Origin of the sequence: Comamonas sp. JNW (genome assembly GCF_003105075.1) — a bacterium.
GTDB lineage: Bacteria > Pseudomonadota > Gammaproteobacteria > Burkholderiales > Burkholderiaceae_C > Comamonas > Comamonas squillarum.
Genome location: NZ_QETI01000003.1, coordinates 333,691 through 354,211, shown reverse-complemented (window position 1 = coordinate 354,211; position 20,521 = coordinate 333,691). Strand labels below are relative to the sequence as shown.

The window sequence follows — 20,521 nt, the reverse complement described above, 5'->3', positions numbered from 1 at the left end:
GGCCTCGGGCGCAGACACCAACATGCATCCGTAGTCCAAAAACTCGAATGCGGCATTGTCGCTGAGGGCTGGCGCATGCAATCTATCAGCCAACAACGCCTATTCATCCCTTACAGGCAGAATTTTCCCCCCTATAGCCCCCCATCATTTCCCCAGAAAAGATAGAAAATGGACTGGAAAAGAGCGCTTGTCATCGCCGCACTGGTGAAGCAAAAGGTCGCAGAGGTGGATGCCCTCGGCTTATGGCAGCACATCCTTCCCGAAGTCGCCGCCAGCGAGCAAGCATTGGATGCACTTGAAATGTGCCTTGGCGAAAGCCTGGACTCGGGGTACAGAAGCTTTTTGCTGCATGCCGAGCGTTTCATTACCAGATTGACCTATTCGGTATCGACGATCTCTTGGCGGGGCCACGCGCTGATCGTGCGAAGGAACTTAGCGATTCGCTGGAGCGGCTGCCCGACTTGTGCGGATGCGACCGGTCAGAATTGATGGCAGTGGCGGTTTCCTCCGACGACATCGATATCATGCTCATGACACGGCCCCATGCAGGTGAACCAGGCCAGGTTTTCTGGTTCGCTGGCGGACTGATCGATACCTTCCCCACATTTGAAGATTTTTTCTGGCAATGGTCGACTACAGCCGGCTTGACTACCAGGGACTTCTTCACAACCAAACCTCGTAGACAGACACCGACGCGGGACCATCGCGAGGTTCGGCAGAGCTATGGCCTGGATGGCTCTGCACAGACTGCAGCGTTAATCTTTCGCCCAGTCCAACTGCCCCAAGCCCACGCCGTTGCCGTGGCGGTCACGTAAGCGGATCATGGCGCCACCTCGGTTCATCAATGGCTTGGGAGAGTCCCGGTTCCAGGAAGCACCATCACCAAGCCGAACTATGCAACTGACTTGGTTATCGGCGCTTCCCGTCACGGGTGGGCGGCAACTGGCTAGCCCGTCTTCCGAAACGGCTGCATTGCCTTCTATCTTGCTGAGGGTGAAGCTTGTCTGGAGCGCTGGCAGGAACCATTGCCCCAAGAATTCTTCGGGCCAGGTTTCTGCCCGTTCCAACTGCAGGCGCCTGATGCGAACAGGCTGCTCGCCGGGCAGTTGTACAAGGCCCGAAGTCCAGTACTGCCATTCTTCTTGAGGCTGGGCGTTGAACTTTTGGTATGCAAATTCCAAAAGCGCATCGCCTGCATGGCTACGCCATTGTGCAGGCTGCTGTACGCCCCCGATGCTGCGACCATTTGCATACTCATCCATCGGGATGGTCGCTACCGTAGCCAAGGTATCGACCCCTTTGCTCACATAATCGGCACTGCCCATATGAAAGCTGGGCTGTCCGTCGGGACGGTAGTTGAAAATCTGCAAGATCGCAGTGCTGCCTTGAATATCCAGGGCTAAACCCCTGCCTGGCTTTCCAGTTAATTCGTCCTCTACCACCCAGGTTCCATTGATAGGCATCAAGGTATTGAAATTTTCACGAGCCGAGCACTGCAAGGAACAAGCGCCTGGCCCAAATTCATTTCCGTCTGGATAATAGTTTTGCTGTGTATAGGGTGTTATCAATTTGCCATCGACTACCCGAGTGGAGCCCTTGATGCTGGAGAACTGGTCGAAGCCCGTCAGCTGCAGCGTAGTGACCGGCTGGCTTTCGCCAGCACCTGCCAAATCCACGAAGCCTGACAAATCATAGCCAGCCAATTCAAAGTTCAATCTGGCGATGTTGGGGCCTTCTGCGGGTTTCCCATCAAATCCCAGAACAGGTTCAGAGCCTGAGGGAAGGCATGTAAAGCGGCTTCTCAATCCATCTGGTTCACAGACCAGCTTTTGAAAAATAGTTCCGCCATACCCTCTGGGGTTGTACCCGTGCTGATGCATGGTGAGCTCGGTTCTGTTGTCGCGAGACCGCGAAAGTTCCGCCATCCATTGAAAGGCCACTTCTCGCTGTGCATTCAACACCAGCATGGTCATGAGACGCGTGCCGTTTTGCATGACGGGATTCGTCACGCCTTCCATCGCGCTGTCGACCAGGAATCGCCTTATCTCGACTGCAGGCTCGCCAGGAAACTGCACCGTTCCTTTCAAGCCGCTGGTAAAGCTCACCGTCACATTACCCAGATTGGCGTCCTCTTTCGCATCCCGTGCCTCGCTGCCAAAGCTACGGCCACCTTGATAGCGCATCAGCGGGGCGGTAACAGCCGTGCCATCCATATGACCGGTGGCAGTGTAGAAGGTGGCATCCCCATTCTTCTCATAGCCAAATACCTGCATAAAAAACGTATTTCCCTGTACATCAATCGCCAGGCCACGTCCAGGCTTGCCGTCCACTTCTTGATTGATGACCCAGGTGCCAGCTTGTGGCGTGAAATCGCGCGCTGCCCAACTCGCGGCTCCTGATAAAGCAGCCAAAGAAACCAACATAGCCGAACGAATCACTTTTATGCATTGGGTGCTTTTCACTTTATCTCCTATGGTGCGCAGCAAGTATAGGGGATGCGTCGTTAATCGCTGGCTATCTACCGCCATCCTTTATTTATCCGCACCCCGCAGCCAATGCTCGCTGCGGAATACCTCTGTACACAAGCACGCTGTGAAGAGCGGTGTCACTCTCAGGCGTCAACAAACGAGCCCATGTCGTGGGTGCAAAAAATATTAGTTCCCAAACCAGCTGCGGCGGATCTGGCAAAAAACTGCCAGACCAGCCGCGCAACGAGGGACCGTTAGCCTGCCCCTCAGCCCTCTCGCCTCTGTTTGATCAAAAAATATGACTCCAATGCTCTGCCATGCAAGCTGATCACAGCCAAGGCCGTCAGTCCTGCTTGCGCGCCACCACACGGCGCCCCACCGGGCCCATCCCGCCCACTAGCGCCGCCAGCAAGGCCAGCGCCCAACCCGACAGCGCAGGAACCGCAATGGGATTGGCGCCGCCGTTGCCTGGGGGCGCGGTCAACACCACCTGCGACGGGGTCAACACGACGGCCCCCGCATTGTTCGCATCGCCGCTGTAGGTCACGGTGATAGCGCGCTCACCCTGCGCCAACGCGGTGGTGGTGCAGCGGGCAGTGGCGGTATCGCCCACGGTGGCAAGGGCCACGGGGCCGCCGCAGAGCACGGTGGGGCCATCGCTGAAGGTGAAGGTGCCGCCAGGGGCGCTGCCGATCACCGTCGCGGTCAAGGTCACCGCCTGGCCCTGCTGCACTTGCTGCGGGCTGGCCTCCAGGCTGACCTGCGCGGCGGACTGGCCGACGGCGAAGCTGGCGCTGCTGGTTTGCAGCAGGGCCAGCTCGGCCAGGCTGGGGTTGAGCGCCAGGCTGGCGACGAGGCTCTGGCTACCGGCTTGGGCAAACTCCAGATCGTCAAACACGGCAATGCCGGTGGCAGTTGCCAGGTCTACCGATACCGGCGTGGTGGCCAACACCAGCTTGGCCAGGCGGCCCGTGCCTGGGCCTTGGGCCAGCTGCACGCTGCCCAGCGAGGCGAGTGCGCCAAGGGCTGGGTAGCTGGTACTGTTAAAGGCCTGGCCGTTTTCTTCCAATGTGACTTGTGGCGCTGGCAGCATGGGCGTGTTCAGCGCCACCGCTGATGGCTGCACGCTGAACTGCATCGCGTAATGGCTTTGCACGGCACCGGCGTCCACGCAGGATGCGGGCACCAGGCCGTCGGCCGCATAGGGGCGTGCGGCGCCACGCTGGTCCAGCGGCGGCACGGTCACCCCAGCCGCGCTGGCCACGCCCGCACAAATGCTGCGCGAACCGGGCAGCGCCAGAAGGGTTTGCGTGTTGCCGCCGTAGTGGCCCAGCGGTGCCAGCCCAGGGTCGATGGTCGTAGATGTGTCCCGGGTAAAGACATTGCCACCGCCATCAACCAAGGTCAGCCCTGTGCTGCGGATATCAGCCGCTGGCCTAGCGCCGCCGCTGTTGCCGGCCACAATGCTGTTCACCAGCGTCAGGCTGGGGGTGTTGCCACCGTCGGCTGCGCCACTGATACCACCGGCAACGCCGCTGCTATTGCCTGCCAGCGTGCTGTTCACCAGCACCAAACGGCTCTGGCCCTGGCTGAACAGGGTGCCGCCTTGGCCGGCCGCATCCGGGCTGGCATTGGCGCTGAAGGTGCTGTTCTCGATTTGCGCCACACTGCCCAGGTTGGCAAGCGCACTGCCACCCAAGTCGCCTTGGTTGGACATCCAAGTGCTGCCGCGCAAGCTTGCGGTGTGGCCCGATGCCACCAACAGGCCGCCGCCCAGTTGCGCAGCACTGTTGCTGTCGAAGGTGGAACCTTCAATCTCCAACGCACCCGTTCCATGCGAGTACACGGCGCCGCCCGAGCCCGCCTGGGCCAGCGTGTCATTGCCGCCGCTATAGCCCCCGGCTGCGGCCACATTCTGCGCCAGCACCAGGTTTTGCAGCTGCACCATGCCGATGGAATGGTTGAGCACCGCGCTGCCGCCGTTGGAGCGGCCTTGCGCCAAGCGCAGGCCCGCCAAGCGCACCGGCTGCGCGGCAGCCTCGATCTGCAGCACACGGCTGGCCCCATTGCCGCTGACCGTCAGCACATCGGCGCCCGGGCCCTCGATGGTCATGCTTTTAGCCAGGCTGATCTGGCCATGGGCCAAGCTGATGGTCTGCGGCGCAGCGGGGTTGAACACGCTGGCATCAAACTCGATGACGGGCGCGCCGCCCAGCATATTGGCCTGCAGCACCGCATCGCGCAAGGTGCAGGTGTTGGCATTGCCCTGGGCACAGGCTTGTGGGTTGCTGCCATCGCTGTCGCCAGCGTTGTTGACCACATAGCTGGCCGCAAAGAAGCGCAACCGGCTGGCGGGCGTGATGGGGCTCATGCAATGGGTGTTGGGCGGGGCCACATAGCAGCCTTGGGTAAACACCTGTACCGCTGCATCATTGCCGCCCGCGCCGGCTGGCGCCACAAAGCTGAGCGACGTGGCTGTCACATTGAAAGGCTGGATATAGGTAAAGCCGGCAAATTGCACTTGGGCCGTGGCATCAAAGTGGCTGCCGTTCACCGTCACCACCGTGCCGCCTGCGGCATCGGCCACAGCGGGCGCCAGATTGGTGACGGTGGGCGGCAGCAAGAGCACCTGCGTGCTGGCCGAGCCTTGGGCCACTGGGTTGGACAGCGCATCTGCCACCGTGATCTGCTGGTTGCCCGTGGCGGCCACGGTGGCGCTGAAACTGCCCGCGCCGCCGGAGAGTGCGGCGTCTGCGGGCAACTGCGCCCCGGCATCACTGCTGCTGAAATGCACGGTGCCACTGTAGCTGGGCATCGCATGGCCATCGGTATCGAGCGCGTTGACGGTGATGTTGAACGCCTGGCCCGCAGCCACTTGCGCTGGCAGGCTGATACCAAATCCGCCCAGCTGCTGGGCCGCAACGGTAAAGGCCGCGCTGCTGACCGAGGCTGCGCCCAGGTAGGCACTGAGGCTGACGCCCGCGACCGGCACGCCACCGGGCAATGTGAAGCTGACCGTGCAAGCAGCCTGGCCGCTGGCATTGCTCGGCGCGCAGCTGGCGCTGGAAGTCAGGCCCGCATGTGCGCTGGCAAGCAAGGCCGGCGTAACCCCCACCAGAGGCTGCCCGCCGCTTTGCACATCCACCGTCACCGGCAACGCCGCGCCCGGCGCCACCTGGCTGGGGAAAGGCGAAGGGCTGGCAAGCGTCAGGGTATAGGCCTGGCCTTGCACAGCACCTGCATCAATCACCGCACCCACGGTGGCTGGGCGCGGTGCGCCGATCTGGTCGAGCGCCTGCTCGCCTGCTGCGTAGCGGCCCAGGCCCAGTGCCGGCGAGCCCGCCAGGGGCGGCATCGTGGGCATGGTGCCGCCATAGGCGCCCAAAGTTGCCATGCTCACTTGCACCGCATCCTCCAGCCGAACGGTATTGACCAGGCTGTTCTGGACTAGGAAAGAGGCCCCTCCGACGACATCCGGATAGCTGTTGGAGGGTGCTGTATTGCCACGGATGATGGAGTTGACCACCAACGGCGCGCTGCTGCCCTCCTTATAGAAGCCCCCACCAAAACCGGTCGTGGCCAGGTTGGCGCTGATGGTACTGTTATGGATGACCACGCTGCCGCCAGAGCTGCTGTTGATGCCGCCCCCCCGGATGGCGCGGTTATTGGCAATGGTGCTGTTGTGAATCAGCAGCGCCGTGGCAGTCGGATCATTCTGGATGCCGCCGCCGTAGCCAAACGACGCGTTGCTGGCCGTGTTGTTGGCCACCGTGCTGTTGAGCAAGCTGAGGCTGCCGCGGTTGAGGATACCGCCACCATTGCTCGTGCTGGTGTTGGTGTTGCCATCGATCCAGCAGCTGTCGACCGTGAGCTTGGCAGCGCTGTTGATACCTTGGCGCGCGCCACTGATGCGCAGCCCAGCGAGACGAACCTCCAAGGTACTTCCGGTACCGCTGGCGTCTTGGCCGGCATTCATCACAAACATGGTCTGCGAGCTGCTGCCCCTCAAGGTCAGCAGATGCGCACCCGGGCCCGCAATGTCCACGCTGTAACGAGGAGCCAATTGGCTCACCGCAATCGTCTGCGGAGACGAAAACAGCCCCGCGTCAAACTCGATGCGCGCCGCAACGCTGCTGTCTGCATCTGCATTGAGCGCCAAAATCGCATTGCCGAGGGTGCAAGTGCCACTATTGCCTGCACCGCAGCCGGACGCATTCACCGTAGCGCTGGTTACGGCATTGACCACATAGGTTTTGGCCTGGGCCGCCAGTGGCAGTGCAGATGCCAATGCCAAACTGCCCAGCAAGATCAGCTGCCGCAAGCGGCTCCCGGCGGCCCTTGCCTGCGCTGTGCGCTCAAGGGTCGTTGCCAGCCCAACTCTCCCGCATTGCGCCCGCCTGTCGACGTTACCGGCGTTGCCAAAACTAACCATAGTTACCCCCAGTCTTGTCTTGAGCGCAGACTAAAGGGGTAAGCCGGTTTTGCCATCCCGTAAATTAGTGATTCGGCTGCGGGTGGCGGGCTTTCAGGGCCTGCCCAGGGGAGATGTGGGGACTATCGAGGCCCATGCGCGGCACTGGGGCGATGGTCAGCGCTCGGGTGAAAGCCAATGCAGTCCGCTTGCTTATCAGCGTCCAGCCGCCAGGCTTCCCAGACCTACTCTGCGTCACCGATCGTGTGGCTTGGCCCAAGCGGAAGAATACAGAACAGATGCCTGGCATGCTGCCATCCGCTTCTGCGCATGCAAGGGCAAATAGCGGTTGGCCTCCGCGCGATGGCGCTTACCGAGGGCCCCATAAGAGCCGGTACCTTGGTGCAGCCTGCACAACATGCCGCGCGTGAGTCCAAGGCTCAAGGTTGACCCGCCCCCTGCTGCAGCTGCCGGCTCAACGCCTCTATCTGGGCATCGATTGAAGACAAACGCGCATGGTCGCTGGTGCCCGGCGCCGGCCTGCGGGCCAGCAACTCCGCCCCTTCTTCCCTCAAGGCTGCCAATCTTTCAGCCAAATCCTGCAGGTTGCTAGAACGTTCTGACATTTGGTTTTCTTCAATTTTCTTTGAAAAATTAACTCTACCTATTTATTTGATGAAATCTATCCGGCGTTACAAAAACTACATAACGAAGCGATTTCCGCTTACAGAGTGCCCGTGCCAGCGCATTGAACTTTTCCGCCGAGCACGGTCCCGGCTGCCCCGGCTTTGCCAAGACCACAGCCATGCGGCATCTACCCCGCATCTGCGCAGCAGCCCCGTCTGAGGCGCAGATGCGCCAAAACAGGAGGCCTGCGCAAGCCCCGCGCTGACAGCGGGCTGCCGTGGTCCCCACTACGCTTTTGCGACGCGCTCAGCGCATTTCTCAAAACCACAAGAGCAGCACCACATGGTCAAACCCCAAAAGCCTTTGGCTTATGTCACCGATGCCTCGCCCGGCTGGCAGCGCATCCAGCGCGGCGACGGGTTTGTCTACCAAAACCAGCGCGGGCAGACCATCCGCAACCCGCGCCAGCTCGAGCGCATACGCCTCTTGGTCATTCCCCCCGCCTACACCGATGTGTGGATCTGCCCCGATCCGCAGGGCCACCTGCAGGCGACGGGCCGCGATGCCCGGGGGCGCAAGCAGTACCGCTACCACCCGCTGTGGCAGGAGCAGCGCAAGCAGACCAAGTTCGAGCGCATGGCGGCCTTTGCGGCCAAGCTGGGTCTGATTCGAAGGCGCATCCAGCGCGACCTGAAAGCGGGGGATACCACGCAGACCTCGGTGGCGGCAGCGGTAGTCCGCCTTCTGGACACCACGGCGCTGCGCATTGGCAACGACAGCTATGCGCGCGAGAACGGCTCGTTTGGGCTGACGACCCTGCGCAACCGCCATGTGACGATGCGCGCATCGCGCATCCGGCTGGCGTTCAAAGGCAAGAGCGGCGTGGAGCAGCAGGTGGAGCTGGAGGACCCGCGCGTCGCGCGCATCGTGCGGCGCTGCCAGGACCTGCCGGGCCAGCGGTTGTTCCAGTATGTGGATGATGCGGGCGAGCGCAAGCAGCTGCGCTCCGAGCATGTGAATGCCTATCTGCACGAGATCGCCGGTGAGGACTTCAGCGCCAAGGACTTTCGCACCTGGCATGCCAGCGTGCTGGCCTTGTCGCTGGCGCTGCAGTCGCGCAGCAGCGATGCGCCGCTGACGGCACCCGATATCGTCCGCCAGGTCGCCCAGCACCTGGGCAATACCGTGGCGGTCTGCCGCAAGTACTACATTCACCCCCTGGTGATGGAGGTCTGCGAAGGTCCCGAGGGCGGCGCGCGCTGCGATGCCTATGCGGGCAAGCTGCGCGGCAGCGCGGGATTGCGCGAGGCCGAGCGCACGCTGATGGCGTTTTTGGCGACTGGCAAGCGGCGGCGCAAACCATAAAACGGCTTTGGGCCTTCTCCTTTAGCGCATTGGGCAGCTGCTGCAGCGTGCATGCGGATGCCTGGCGCCAATCCTGGCACAAAGAAAAAACGCCGATATCTCCACGATATCGGCGTTGCGGCCCAATGCCTGGCGCAATCGGATCAGCGTCGTTGTGCGCGGCGCAGGCCCGCCATGCCCATGGCTGCAACTGCCAGCATCATCAGCACCAGCTTGGATGGATCGAGGGTCGGCACTTTCTTGAGCTGAGGAGTACCCGGGCCATTGGGATCAGTGGGGCCACCATCGGACGTCTCTGTTTGGCGGTTGGTAAAGGTGCAAACCAGCTCCTCGGCCGATACCAGGGCAACGCTCAGTTGCCGCGTGGCTACATCGGTGGTGATCGTGCTCTTCGGCGGGGCGCCATTTTGGTCGGTGCATTGAATGCTGGCGAGCTTCCAACCGGAGAGAACACCTTCCGTCCAGGTGTAGCTTTGGTCGGCTGCCAGGTTGTCGATGGTCTGGCTACCGGAGCCAGCCTGGGTCGCCACCGCCATGGTGGCGGGCACACCCGTGCCGGTGCCGGCAAAGCTGAAGCTGGCGGTTCCCGTGGCAGGGGTACCCGTTGCGGTTTGCGCCAGCTTGGCGATCGTTACCTTGCCAGGCGGCAGTGCAGCCAGGGTATTGGTCACCACCACCGTCAGGGGCGTCGCCGGCCCCAACACATTGGTAGGGTTCGGGGCAATGGTCGCCGTCCCCACCCAGGTGTAGCCATTGGGCGCTGCGGGCGGCGTATCTTCGGTCACCGTACAGCTGTCCTTGTCATAGAAAGTCAGTGCCGCGCTGTCCGCGCTCAAGGCGCCAGCGGCAACGGTGGCCGACCATGTCTGCGGTGCCTGCGCGCCGCAGGTGATGGTGCCGGTAAAGGTCATCGCTGCGGGCATGCCTGCAGCAGGCAAGCCTTGCACCTTCTTCGTGACGGTGATGGGCGAGCTGGTATTGAAGATCTGGAAGTTCACCGTGCTGCTGTTCGACGAGGGCACGGGGTCCAGCCACCCTGGCGCCACAGCGGCAGAGGCCGTATTCGCATAGGTACCCGCGGTGTTGCCGGCCGCTCCAGTGATGACAAAGCGCACGATGCCGCCTTCGGGAAGCGCAGGGATGGTGCTGGTCACCGTGTGGCTCGCCGCGTCGTAGTTCACCGCACCACAAATGGCATTTGGCGTCTGGGCAGCGCACACCGCATTGCCGTAGACAAAGCCGCTGGGCAGAGGGTCCGAGAAAGCCACGTTGTTCGCCGCAGCAGAGCCCGTGGCATTGGCCACATCAATGGTGTACACCACGGTGGAGCCGCTCACGCTGGTGGTTACCGGGTCCACCTTCTTGTTCACGGAAATATCCGCACAGCTGACAGGCAGCGATACGCTCGCCGAATTGCTGGCCGGACCCAGATCGATATAGCCTGCGGGAACGGAGGCAGAAAACGTGTTCTGGATAAAGCTCGACGCGCTGTTGCCACAAGACGGAACCGGGAGCGCCGTTGGCGTCATCGTGTAAACCACGGTCACCGCGCCTCCCACCGGCAGCTTGGGAACGGCGGTGCTGAACAGCATCACATCAATACCCGCTTGGGATTGATTGCCAAAATTCGATGCATCGGGGCACACCGCGCCTCCCGCCGCAGTACAGCTGACAAAGGCCGTGCTGGTATTGATGTACTGGTAAGGCGCGCCGTAGGTGTAATTCGCGAAATTGGTGATCGAATCGGTGATCTGCACCTGGTCCACCGCATTGGGGCCGTGGTTGAGCAAGGTCATCGTATAGGTAATGGGCTGCCCTGCCACAAACACGTCGCTGCTTTGGGTCTTGGTGACTTCCAGATCGGTTTGCGGGCAATCGGGCGCGCGCGGCGTTTGAATGCTCACCTGCGAAGCATTGTTGTCGTAATTGCTATCGGTCATGCCGCTGGGCAAGGTGGCACGGAATTCATTCTGGATGAATCCTGCGCCCGAGCTGCAGCGCTGCGTGCCCACAATGGTGGGCGTCATCGTATAGACAATGGTGAGCGCACCTCCGGCAGGCAGGCTGGGCACCGTCGTGTTGAACAGGTTGTAATCAATACCTGTCGCCGAGATATTGTTGAAATTCGGGCCATCCGGGCAAACCGCGCCGCCAGAAGCCGAGCAGTCGACAAAGCTGGCTTCGATATTCATGTAATCGTAGGGAGCGCCCGCGTTGTAGTTGGCAAAACTGGTAATGGAATCACGGATATTGGTGCCATCGGCGGCATTGGGGCCGTTGTTCACCAGGGTCATCGTGTAGGTCACGGGGGCACCCGAGGTAAAGGTGTCCGTGCTCTGCGTCTTGGTCACGGCCAGATCCGACTGCGGGCAGTTGGGCGATTGCGGTGTGGAGATGCTGACTTGCGCAGCATTGTTGTTGTAATCAGAGTCGGTCATGCCCGCTGGCACCGATGCCCGGAACTCGTTTTGCAAAAATCCCGCGCCCGTGCCGCAACGCTGCGCACCGGTAATGGTCGGCGTCATGGTGTAGACGATGGTGATCGAACCTCCCGAGGGCAAGCTGGGCACGGGGGTATTGAACAACACGTAGTCAATGCCAGTAGCAGACTGGCTATTGAAATTGGAGCTGGCCGGGCACACCGCTCCGCCCGAGGCGGTACAGCTGACAAAGGTATTGGCAATCGTCAGGTAGTCATAGGGTGGGCCTGAGTTGTAATTGGCGAAATTGGTCAGACTGTCTTGAATATGGGCGCCATCAGCGCTGGCCGGTCCATTGTTTTGCAACGTCATCGTGTAGGTGATGGGAACACCCGGTGCAAACACATTGCTGCTTTGCGTCTTGGTCACGGCCAGATCCGTTTTATAGGACATGGCGGTACTCACCACGCTGGTATTGGTGGCCAGATCGGGATCCGTCACCCCCACAGGGGTGTCCACGCGGGCAGAGTTCGTGATACTCGAAGGGCCACTGCTGGGGAAATTCCCGGTGATGTTGATGATCACCCGCCCCAAAGCCGGAAAGCTGGGAATGGTGGCCGTCACACCCGAGGCGTCGATCGCCATGGAGCTTGGGCATGCCGCACCGTTGATGGCAGACACGCAGACAGCGGCAACATTGCTCAAATTGGGCGGCAAGCTATCGACCACACTGGCCCCACCCGCTGCACCTGGACCGTTGTTATCAATGGTCAGCACATACAAAAACCCATCCCCACCATTGGCAGATACCGGCCCTGTCTTGGTAATCTGCAGATCTGCTGTTTGCGCCTGCGCAAACGCCGGCAAAAGCATAAAAGAGAATAACAAGAAGCAGAAATTGGATATTCTCTTCTTTATAGAATTAAATGACATATAAAATCTTTAAAAGAATTTATCAAAGGACGTCAACCCATCATTAACTGCAAGAAATGAGTTAATGCGTTTACCCAAAACCACCCACAAAATCGCATGAAGCCGCTCTCTGCGGCTTCTTCTGCCATGGCCTTTACCCACAGCCAAGGGCCATGAGGAAGTCAATCTCCAACCAACCTGCGATTGCAAACAATTGAAAAATTCTAATAAATATATGAATTAATCAAAGAAATCTATTTTATTTCAAACACGACATTGAGACTGTGAACAATCTCTGATCACATCTAGATTGCTGATAAGTTGATTGGCACTGACTTGGCGCAGCGCCGGAACCTGTGGCTGCCCGGCAGCGACCATCCACCATCCGCGCTGGCCATCCAGCGTCGAAGAGTCAGCCCAAGCACCAGGAAGCCCTTTGTGGGCCGAGCGTCAGCGCTGCGATGGTGGGCAGAGGCCGCTAATATCCCGGTCGTGTAACTAAATGCCAATGACTGAAAACAGTGCCAGGGAAAACCCTTGCGCCAGCCATAGCCACTTGGCAGTGGAGCCCCTGCGCTCAAGTCCACCGGCTTGATAGGGCCCAGGCGGCATACCGCGCCAAATGTGAAAGCCGGGGCGCCCAGCGCTGCCACGGGTACATTCGCAGCATGGGCAACCTGGTCGCGCCCTGCCCCAAGCTCTACCACCAACTCCAGTTAGATAGGTTGGCAGTCAGCGCCTTTGACCTGGCGCTGGGCTCGGCCTGCCGGGTTCGCCAGCGCCTGTACGATCTGGACGCTGTGCGCGGCACTGCGTGCCGCATGGTTGAGCGGCACCTGCTCAGAGCCCGAACTGGCAGCGGGAAGGAACCGCATGCTGTTGCCGGGACAAGCAGCTAAGTGCTTTCCCGCGCCCCTGGCTTGACTCGGCTTTGGATGGAGTTGTTACACTCATTAACATCCAAAAAATGGAGGAGACCGTGTTCAGGCCTGTCATCTATCTGCTGATCGCATTAGCCGCGTGGACGGTCTACAGCCGCTATGAGCAGCAGCAGGCCGCATCGATGCGGGATTCCGAGCCGGTTCTCTCCGAGCCCGAGCCACCCGAGGCACCTGAAGCAGCAGCGCCCAGTGCGCCGAACCCACTGTTCAAATGCGATGGCCGCACCCACTGCTCGCAGATGACATCGTGCAAAGAGGCCAAGTTTTTTCTGAAGAACTGCCCCGACACCAAGATGGATGGCGACAACGATGGCATTCCCTGCGAGCGGCAGCTCTGCAACGTCAACAAAAGACCATAAACCAAGAGCCTGCGCTGCAGGCTCTTTTTTCCATCGCTGATGGCTTAGGGACCCTCTACATAACTTCCTGCCGTAGTCTGAACGCGGTCTCGGGTGATCTACGTCCATCCCGCTTGGCGAGCGTTTTGCATAGCATCCCTAGAACTTGCCGTTCAGGGTCAGCATCGCATTGGGTTGCAGCGCCTGCATATTGCCGTTGTAGACCGAGCTGACGGTCTGGTAGTAGGTCTTGTCAAAGACATTGTTCAGGTTCAGGCTCAAGGTCCAGGTCGGGTCAAAGCGGTACTGCAGCATCAGATCCCAGGTCGCATAGCCGCCCTGCGTGAACTTGTAAGGCTGGCTCTCGCCGCTGCTGTTGGTGACAGAGCCGCTCACATACTGCGTGCTCTGGATACGGCCACTGCCGCCCACGCGCCATTTCGACAAAGCACCCGGCAAGGTATAGACGGTGGACAGCTTGAACAAATGCTTGGGCGTGATGCTGCTGAAGACCGTGCCTTCGGTCTTGTCCCGCGTCTGGTTGAAGGTATAGCCCGCCGCCAGCTGCCAGCCGCTGGAGACCTCGCCCCCCACTTCCACATCAAAGCCCCGGCTGCTGACCTTGCCCTGTGGCAGGTAGCAGCAGCTCGCGCCCCACAAGCTGTAGTTCTCCGCATAGCGTTCATCGAGCACCGCAGTGCCGGTGCGCTCCACGTTGAAGACGCTGAAGGTCGCGTTCATGCGCCCATCCATCAGCTCGCCTTTGAGCCCCGCCTCATAGCTCTTGCCCTTGATGGGGTTCAGCGGCGTGCCCGGCTGCGGGCCCGCCAGGTTGAGCGCCTGGGGTTTGAAGATCGACGATTAGCTGACGTAGGCCGATCAATGCGGGTTCAGGTCATAGATCACACCGCCATAGGGCGTGAGCTTGGCGCTTTCCTTGAACGATTTGGCGGACCAGGGGCTGTGTTGCCAGCGGTGTCGATGATGTCGGACATGGTCTGCGTGAACTCATAGAGCGCCATGCGGGCGCCAGCAATCACATGCAGCTTGTTGCTCGGGTGCAGCCGCACAACGCCATAGGCGCCCAGCTGCTCCTGGCCCCAGGGGCCGTAGCGCTCGCTGAGGTTCAGGTTGAACTGGTCAAATGCCGGGTTCCAGGGCTGAATATCAAACACAATGCCGCCCACCGTGCCGCTGTCGGTATAGCTCATGTTCTGCCAGCGGCTGCGCACCCGCTGCCAATCAGCCCCGATGAACAGCTCATGGCTGCGGCCCAGCAGCGAGAACGGGCCGCTCAGGTTCAGATCCACCATGTCCTGGGTGTTGGACGAGTCCAGCACTCTGCCGCGCCACACCGGCCCGGCCAGGTTTTGCGGATCTACTGCGCCGGACAGCGTGCTCCAGCGGCGTTGCTGCTCGGTGCGCGCATGGGTGGCGTTGAGCTTGAGCTTCCAGTGGTTGTCAAAACGGTGCTTCAGCTGGGCAAACATCTCGTCGTTCTCGTAGTGGAAGTAGGCCCAGGGGTTGGAGAAGGCCGTGCTGCGCGGCAGGCCCAGGCTGCGGCCATCGGCAAAGCGTGGCAGGCCGGCATAGTCGCCCTTCTGCCGCACCTTGCCGTAGGAGCGGCCCACGGTCAGCAAGGTGTCGGCCGTCAGGTCGGCCTCCAGCACACCGTAGAGCGAAGGCTTTTCCTGGCTGATGTAGTCAAAGTAGGAGTAGCCCTTTTGGTAGCTCAGCACCGTACGGCCCCGGATGCGGCCATCCTGCGTCAATGGGCCGGTAGCATCGATCTCGGTGCGCTGGTTGCCCCAGCTGCCCAGCGATTGCGACACCTCCACCTGCCGCTGCGCCAACGGCTTTTTGCGCACCAGGTTGATGATGGCGCCCGGATCGCCCACCCCGCCCAGCAGGCCGGATGCACCGCGCATCACCTCCACCCGGTCGTAGGAGCCCATGTCCTGCTGGGGCTGGTAGGTGTAGGCGCCCAAGGCCATCGGCGCGCCGCCATCGATCTGCATGCTGGTGATCTGAAAGCCGCGCGAGAAATAGCGGCCGGAGTTGTCAGCCACGATGACGCCAGGCGTCAAAGTCAGGGCCTGCTCCACATCCACCACCCGCTTGTCATCCATCAGCTGCCGCGTCACCACCGACACCGACTGCGGAATCTCGCGGAAGGACTGGTCAGTCTTGGAGGCAATGCTGGTCACCTGGTTGGTGTACGAGCCCGTGCCTTCGGTCGTGCCATTGGCCGAGCGCCGCGCCGTCACGCGGATCTCTGCCAACGAGCGCTCGGGCGCCAGCGCCGCAGCCGCAACGACCGGTGCGGCCGGCGCGGGCGCGTTGCTGGCCGGCTTTTTGACCACCAGGTAACTGCCGCTGGCCTGCTGCACCACCTGCAGCCCCGTGCCTGCCACCAAGGCAGCCAGGCCCTCTGGCACCGTGTGCCTGCCCTGCAGGCCGGGGCTGCGTAGACCCTCGGTGGTATCCGGGGTGAAGGACAGCAGCACGCCGCTCTCCTTGGCAAAGCGCGTCAAGGCTGCATCTAGCGGGCGGCGGGGATGGCCTAGGCCTGGGCGCTCTGCCCCTACGGCGGCCTGGGCGTGCGCGGCAGGCAGCAGAACGGCAGACAATGCCAGCGCCAGAGCGCCATGGGCAAGAACGGTGGAGCGGCCGCCAAAGCGGCGCGCGGATGTGCGGTGATGGGCCATGGATGCAATACTCTCTGTTCGCCTCGGTGGCGACGGCGGTCAAGAGGAATCTCGGATCAACCATGTGATCTCCTCTTCTTGAAACGCTGCTCGGCCAAACAGCTCAGCCCATCCCCATTATTTTTTGGGGCCCTGCCCGCACCAAGCGGTACGATGCCGCGCGGCAACCCCACAGCCGGCTGACGGTCTGCACCTGCAAGGACAGCAGGCCGGCGACGTTGTCCAGCACCTTGGCAATATCTGCCAGTGGGTAGGCACCCGATAGGCGCAGGGTCGCCACGTCGTCATCGCAGGACAGTGGATGCACGCTGTAGCGCCCCAGCTCCTGCAGAAAATCATCCAGCCGCTTATCCCGCGTGACCAGCACCTCATCGACCCAGGCCGCATCGCTGTCTTCGCGGGCCGGCTGGGGCTCGGCGATGTTCTGGCGGTCAAAGCTGCTCTTTTGGCCGGCCTGCAGCACCAGGCTGCGCTGGCCGTCCACCGGCGCTAGGCGAACCGCACCTTCATAAACGCCCACCCGGGTCGGCCCGTCCGCATCCAGCCGTACCGAAAATCGGGTGCCCAGCGCGGTCGCCAGCCCGTGGGGCGTCTCCACCAGCAAGGGCCGGCCACCGCCCTCCTTGCCGCTCTGCACCAGAATTTCGCCAGCAATCACGCGCAGCCTGCGCTCGCTGCTGCCAAAGCGAATATCGAGCACGGTGGATGCGTTCATGACCACCCGCGTGCCATCGTCCAGATCGATCGTGCGCCGCGCTGGCCCGCCAGCACCTCGCGCCAGCTGGTCTGCCGGTAGCCTGTCCAGGCCGCACCGCCGGCAACGACCAGCACCACCAGCGACTTGACCATCTGCCTGCGCCGCGCCGAGCGCTGCGGCGCCAAGGCGGCTTTGGCAAAGTTCAAGGTATCGGGCCCCGCCATCGCACCCAGCCGGCCGTTAACGGCCTCGATGCGCTGCCAGGCCTGTTCATGCACCGGGTCTGCCGCCCGCCATTGCTGCCATTGGTTTTTCAGATCGGGGGTGGCATCTGGCGATTGCAGCTCCACCATCCATTCCACCGCCTGCTGGGCAACGGCCCGAGGAATCGCCGCCTCAGCCATGGACGGCGAAATAGCACTGCATGCCCGCTTGCACGATGTAGCGCTTCACGGTCGAGAGCGAAATGCCCAGCGCGGCCGCAATCTCCAGCTGGGGCATGCCCTCGAGTTGCGTCATCAAAAACGCCTGGCGCACGGGAGCCGGCAATTGGTCCAGCATGCGATCGATCTCATCGAGCGCCTCCAGCAAGAGCGCCCGCTCCTCGGGCGACATCGCCATCAAGGCGGGCGCCTGCGCCAATGCCTCCAGGTAGGCCTGCTCCAGGCGTTGGCGGCGGTAGTGGTTCAGCAGCGCATGCTGGGCAGCGGTGGTCAGAAAAGCGCGCGGCTCCTTCGCCGCCACCGGCTCATCGCGCAACAGCAGGCGCAGAAAAATGTCGTGCGCGAGGTCGGCCGCATGGTGCGCATCGCCGAGTTTGCGGCGCAGCCAGGTGCGCAGCCACGTGTGTTGGTCGCGGTAGAGCGCGCTGACTTCCTGTCGCACGCCGTGGTGCGCACTGGCATCTTGGGACATAAAAATGGGAGCTCCGCGCAGGCGCCCCTAATTTATTGCAAATGATTCTTATTCTATTTTAATTTGTACCCTCAAGTTTGATCAGGATTTGGGTGTCGGTGCTTGACGGTATCGATCAGCCCAACGCCGAGGTCAGCGGGCGGTTGAACACGACATCCTTCATGACCAAGGTCGAGGTCATGCGCTGCATGCCAGGCAAGGCCGTCAGCTTCTCGTCGTAGAGCTTCTGAAAAGCGGGCAAGTCCTTGACAACGATCTGCAGCAGATAGTCTGGGTCGCCAAAGAGCCGCTGGGCCTGGATCACGTTGTCCAGTTCCGCGACCGCCTTTTCAAACTCGCGCACGACCTTGCTGCTATTGAGCGTGACGAAGACGATGGCGGCGAAGTCCAAACCCAGTGCCGCCGGTGCCAGATCGGCACGGTAGCCGCGGATGGCGCCCGCCTCCTCCAGCGTGCGCACACGCCGATGGCAGGAGGACAAACTTAGCCCCACCTGCGCAGCCAGGTCTGTCAGGCTCAAGCGCCCATCCAGTTCCAGCGCTGCAAGAATTTTCCGATCCAGTGCATTCATTTTTCAATAGCTTCCATTTTTCTCTTGTTTATTGGAATTTATGGGAAGCACATTCTGCTACATGTTGCCTATCCTTCTGTCCTTTGTTTGAAGAGAGAAGTACTGTGCCTTTGACCGCTGTAGCCGCCTTCTGGGCAGTGTCGTTTGCGTTGGTAATCACCCCGGGCGCCGATTGGGCCCATGTCATTTCTGCAGGCCTGCGCGGACGCCGCTTGGCCTGCTCGGCGGTTGTGGGCCTAGCCTGTGGCGCCTTGTTGGCCACGGCGGCCGTGGCCGCAGGCGTTGGCGCACTGGTCGCCAGCCATCCCATCGTCTTGACGGTTCTGACGGTGGCCGACTCCGCCTACCTGCTCTGGATGGGCGTGGCGATGTTGCGCCGCCCTGCCGACACCGTCAGCGCCCAATCCGAGCTGGTTGGTGGTGGATGGAAATGGGCGTGCAAGGCCGCAGGTATCAGCAGCTTTAATCCCAAGCTGATTCTCTTGCTTCTGGCGTTGCTGCCGCAGTTTGTGCACGCCGAAAGTGCCTGGCCCGTCACACTGCAGATCATGATGCTGGGTGCCGTGCATGCGCTGAGCTGCTGCGGCGTGTATCTCGCCGTGGGCTTGGCCGCACAGCGCGTGCTAGGCTCGCGCCCAGGCGCGGCACTGGTCGTATCTCGTGTGTCTGGTGCGCTGATGCTCGGCATCGCGTTGCTGCTGCTGGCTGAACGGGCGATGCATTGATGGAGGCGGTGGCTGCCGATCAGCAGCAATGGCACATTCGGTTTGCAGCTTCACTGGATTTTGCTGGTGCTGATGAGCCGTTCAGCATTGGGCAGCGACAGACGGTGTAGAGTAAAGCGGTATGAGCACAAAAGAACCAGCGATCGGTGGCGTAAAGGCAAGTTGGAGCCCACTTTCGAGTTGGCCGTCCACGCTCATTTATCGAGGTACGGTGTTTCGCTGCCTCAAAGCCGTTTGGCCTTATGAGAATGTCGTTGACTTTATGGTGGTGGTCGATCACGAATCACCTTGCGGCTTTGCATTCATCGTCACCACAGGGTACAAGGCCGGCCACATTCTTGTGAAGCTGCCCGTAGATGCCAGGGCGCCGAATGCACAGGCTCTTTCTACCGATTGGATCATCGCCAACTGGGCGTATTGGATTTATCCGGAGTGCCCAGTTGAATGCGTTCGGGTGATAGAGAACTACCCTTCCGAGGTTCAGATTGAAGACGCTGCGCTGTCAGCTCCCCGCGGTCTTCAAATGAAGTAAGCGACCAGAATCAGCCGGCCGCATCACCGGCCCAGACCCGCCCCTCTTAGACATGCCGCTTGATTTGAGTAGAAATAAAATCTGCAGTCTGTTGTTTGCACTCTTCGTTGGCTTGTGGGTGCGGCAAAACTTTTTGGAATACCGCTATCCAATGATTAACTTTTGAGCGTTCTGTCTCGCCGTTCGCACGCCGGTAAGCCATCCAGGTGTTGAGTTCCGTGGGCCTGCGACTGATCGATTCCTCAAGGGCAGGAACATAATCATCCTGCTCCTCGATAAAAAGCCGAGATGGCTCATCGTCGATCAGTCAGGGATGATTTTCTTCAGCCCAACGAAAGATGATCGGTATCACTTGGCGAGGCTGCTCTAGCAGTTGTATTTTCTCTACGACTTCATAAATGTTAGTCACAACTTCGTCGCCATCCGCAGACCGAATTTCTTCAGCGATGAGCTGTTGGAGGTGCGTCGTAGTTTCTATGTTCATCGCCGCATGATAAAGCTACGCCGCCCATCGACGGGTTCGCTTAAGCGCCCTGTAGTCGCGAAGAATCCGTAAATTCTTGGCAACCAGCCTGTTCTACTTGGGCCATAACTCCACTGCATATTTGATCTCCCATTTTTGCTGCAGCGGGCTTCAACAGCGGAGATTCAACAGTCCAGCAAGCCCCCTCACCGCTTCCCAGCACCCCCATACATCTCCCCCGCCGGAAACGCATTCGTCTCAAAATCCAGCCAGGGCGGGTTCTGTGCATACATCTCGGCCGTCAGTTCCTTGATCGCCGAGATGTACCAGGAGTCATCATTGACCCGGTGGCTCAGGATGATCGGCGAGGTGGCGCGCTCGTCGTCGATCAGGCGGTAGACCAGGTCCGAGCGCACCCGGCGCCAGAC

Annotated in this window: 15 protein-coding genes and 1 pseudogene; 6 read left to right on the top strand and 10 right to left on the bottom strand. The window is 61.0% G+C overall.

The features are described from left to right. Positions 1–168: 168 nt before the first annotated feature. The gene (locus tag DCO45_RS07175; RefSeq protein ID WP_116925164.1) at positions 169–489 is read left to right on the top strand and encodes a hypothetical protein; all 321 of its coding nucleotides are present in this window, start codon (positions 169–171) and stop codon (positions 487–489) included. 266 nt (positions 490–755) lie between these two features. Here DCO45_RS07175 and DCO45_RS07170 read toward each other — a convergent pair whose 3' ends face one another. Both DCO45_RS07170 and DCO45_RS07165 read right to left on the bottom strand, forming a co-directional pair. Then, positions 756–2,462, bottom strand: a complete 1,707-nt coding sequence (locus DCO45_RS07170; RefSeq protein ID WP_133248087.1) for a hypothetical protein — start codon at positions 2,460–2,462, stop codon at positions 756–758. Between the two features lie 349 nt (positions 2,463–2,811). Next, positions 2,812–6,762: a choice-of-anchor Q domain-containing protein gene (locus tag DCO45_RS07165; protein WP_165841140.1), complete on the bottom strand. Its 3,951-nt coding sequence runs from the start codon at positions 6,760–6,762 to the stop codon at positions 2,812–2,814. A gap of 1,086 nt (positions 6,763–7,848) precedes the next feature. Here DCO45_RS07165 and DCO45_RS07155 point away from each other — a divergent pair. Continuing rightward, positions 7,849–8,871 carry a DNA topoisomerase IB gene (locus DCO45_RS07155; protein WP_116925160.1) on the top strand — a complete coding sequence of 341 codons (1,023 nt, stop codon included), beginning with the start codon at positions 7,849–7,851 and terminating at the stop codon, positions 8,869–8,871. A gap of 143 nt (positions 8,872–9,014) precedes the next feature. Here DCO45_RS07155 and DCO45_RS07150 read toward each other — a convergent pair whose 3' ends face one another. Continuing rightward, the gene (locus DCO45_RS07150; protein WP_243419273.1) at positions 9,015–11,810 is read right to left on the bottom strand and encodes a DUF5979 domain-containing protein; all 2,796 of its coding nucleotides are present in this window, start codon (positions 11,808–11,810) and stop codon (positions 9,015–9,017) included. Positions 11,811–11,862: 52 nt separating this feature from the next. Here DCO45_RS07150 and DCO45_RS23175 point away from each other — a divergent pair, with 52 nt between their 5' ends. After that, complete coding sequence (locus DCO45_RS23175; protein ID WP_243419272.1) at positions 11,863–12,228, top strand: hypothetical protein; 366 nt, start codon at positions 11,863–11,865, stop codon at positions 12,226–12,228. Positions 12,229–13,182: 954 nt separating this feature from the next. Then, a complete protein-coding gene (locus DCO45_RS07140; RefSeq protein WP_198424369.1) occupies positions 13,183–13,503 on the top strand; it encodes an excalibur calcium-binding domain-containing protein in 321 nt (106 codons plus the stop codon). Positions 13,504–13,641: 138 nt separating this feature from the next. Here DCO45_RS07140 and DCO45_RS23170 read toward each other — a convergent pair whose 3' ends face one another. The 6 genes from DCO45_RS23170 to DCO45_RS07115 form a co-directional block, all read right to left on the bottom strand. Further along, positions 13,642–14,286, bottom strand: coding sequence for a TonB-dependent receptor (locus DCO45_RS23170; protein WP_347707641.1), 645 nt, complete (start codon positions 14,284–14,286; stop codon positions 13,642–13,644). Between the two features lie 98 nt (positions 14,287–14,384). Then, entirely contained in the window at positions 14,385–16,190 is a 1,806-nt protein-coding gene (locus tag DCO45_RS07135; protein WP_243419271.1) for a TonB-dependent receptor, read from the bottom strand. A 103-nt stretch (positions 16,191–16,293) separates the two neighbouring features. Next, on the bottom strand, positions 16,294–16,905 hold the full coding sequence (locus DCO45_RS07130; protein ID WP_116925157.1) for a FecR domain-containing protein: 612 nt from the start codon (positions 16,903–16,905) through the stop codon (positions 16,294–16,296). Beyond that, positions 16,902–17,291, bottom strand: coding sequence for a DUF4880 domain-containing protein (locus DCO45_RS07125; protein WP_116925156.1), 390 nt, complete (start codon positions 17,289–17,291; stop codon positions 16,902–16,904). Before DCO45_RS07125 ends, DCO45_RS07130 begins: the two co-directional genes overlap by 4 nt. Then, positions 17,284–17,802 carry a sigma-70 family RNA polymerase sigma factor gene (locus DCO45_RS07120; RefSeq protein ID WP_116925155.1) on the bottom strand — a complete coding sequence of 173 codons (519 nt, stop codon included), beginning with the start codon at positions 17,800–17,802 and terminating at the stop codon, positions 17,284–17,286. The genes DCO45_RS07125 and DCO45_RS07120 overlap by 8 nt, the downstream gene beginning before the upstream one ends. Before the next feature lie 115 nt (positions 17,803–17,917). Continuing rightward, a complete protein-coding gene (locus DCO45_RS07115; RefSeq protein ID WP_116925154.1) occupies positions 17,918–18,373 on the bottom strand; it encodes an Lrp/AsnC family transcriptional regulator in 456 nt (151 codons plus the stop codon). 104 nt (positions 18,374–18,477) lie between these two features. Here DCO45_RS07115 and DCO45_RS07110 point away from each other — a divergent pair, with 104 nt between their 5' ends. Beyond that, entirely contained in the window at positions 18,478–19,098 is a 621-nt protein-coding gene (locus DCO45_RS07110) for a LysE family transporter (RefSeq protein ID WP_116925153.1), read from the top strand. 121 nt (positions 19,099–19,219) lie between these two features. Further along, on the top strand, positions 19,220–19,630 hold the full coding sequence (imm45, locus tag DCO45_RS07105; protein WP_116925152.1) for an Imm45 family immunity protein: 411 nt from the start codon (positions 19,220–19,222) through the stop codon (positions 19,628–19,630). A gap of 669 nt (positions 19,631–20,299) precedes the next feature. On the opposite strand, the pseudogene DCO45_RS07100 reads toward imm45, so the two are convergent. Then, a pseudogene (locus tag DCO45_RS07100) lies at positions 20,300–20,512 on the bottom strand (LysR family transcriptional regulator); the annotation flags it as partial. Between the last annotated feature and the right edge of the window lie 9 nt (positions 20,513–20,521).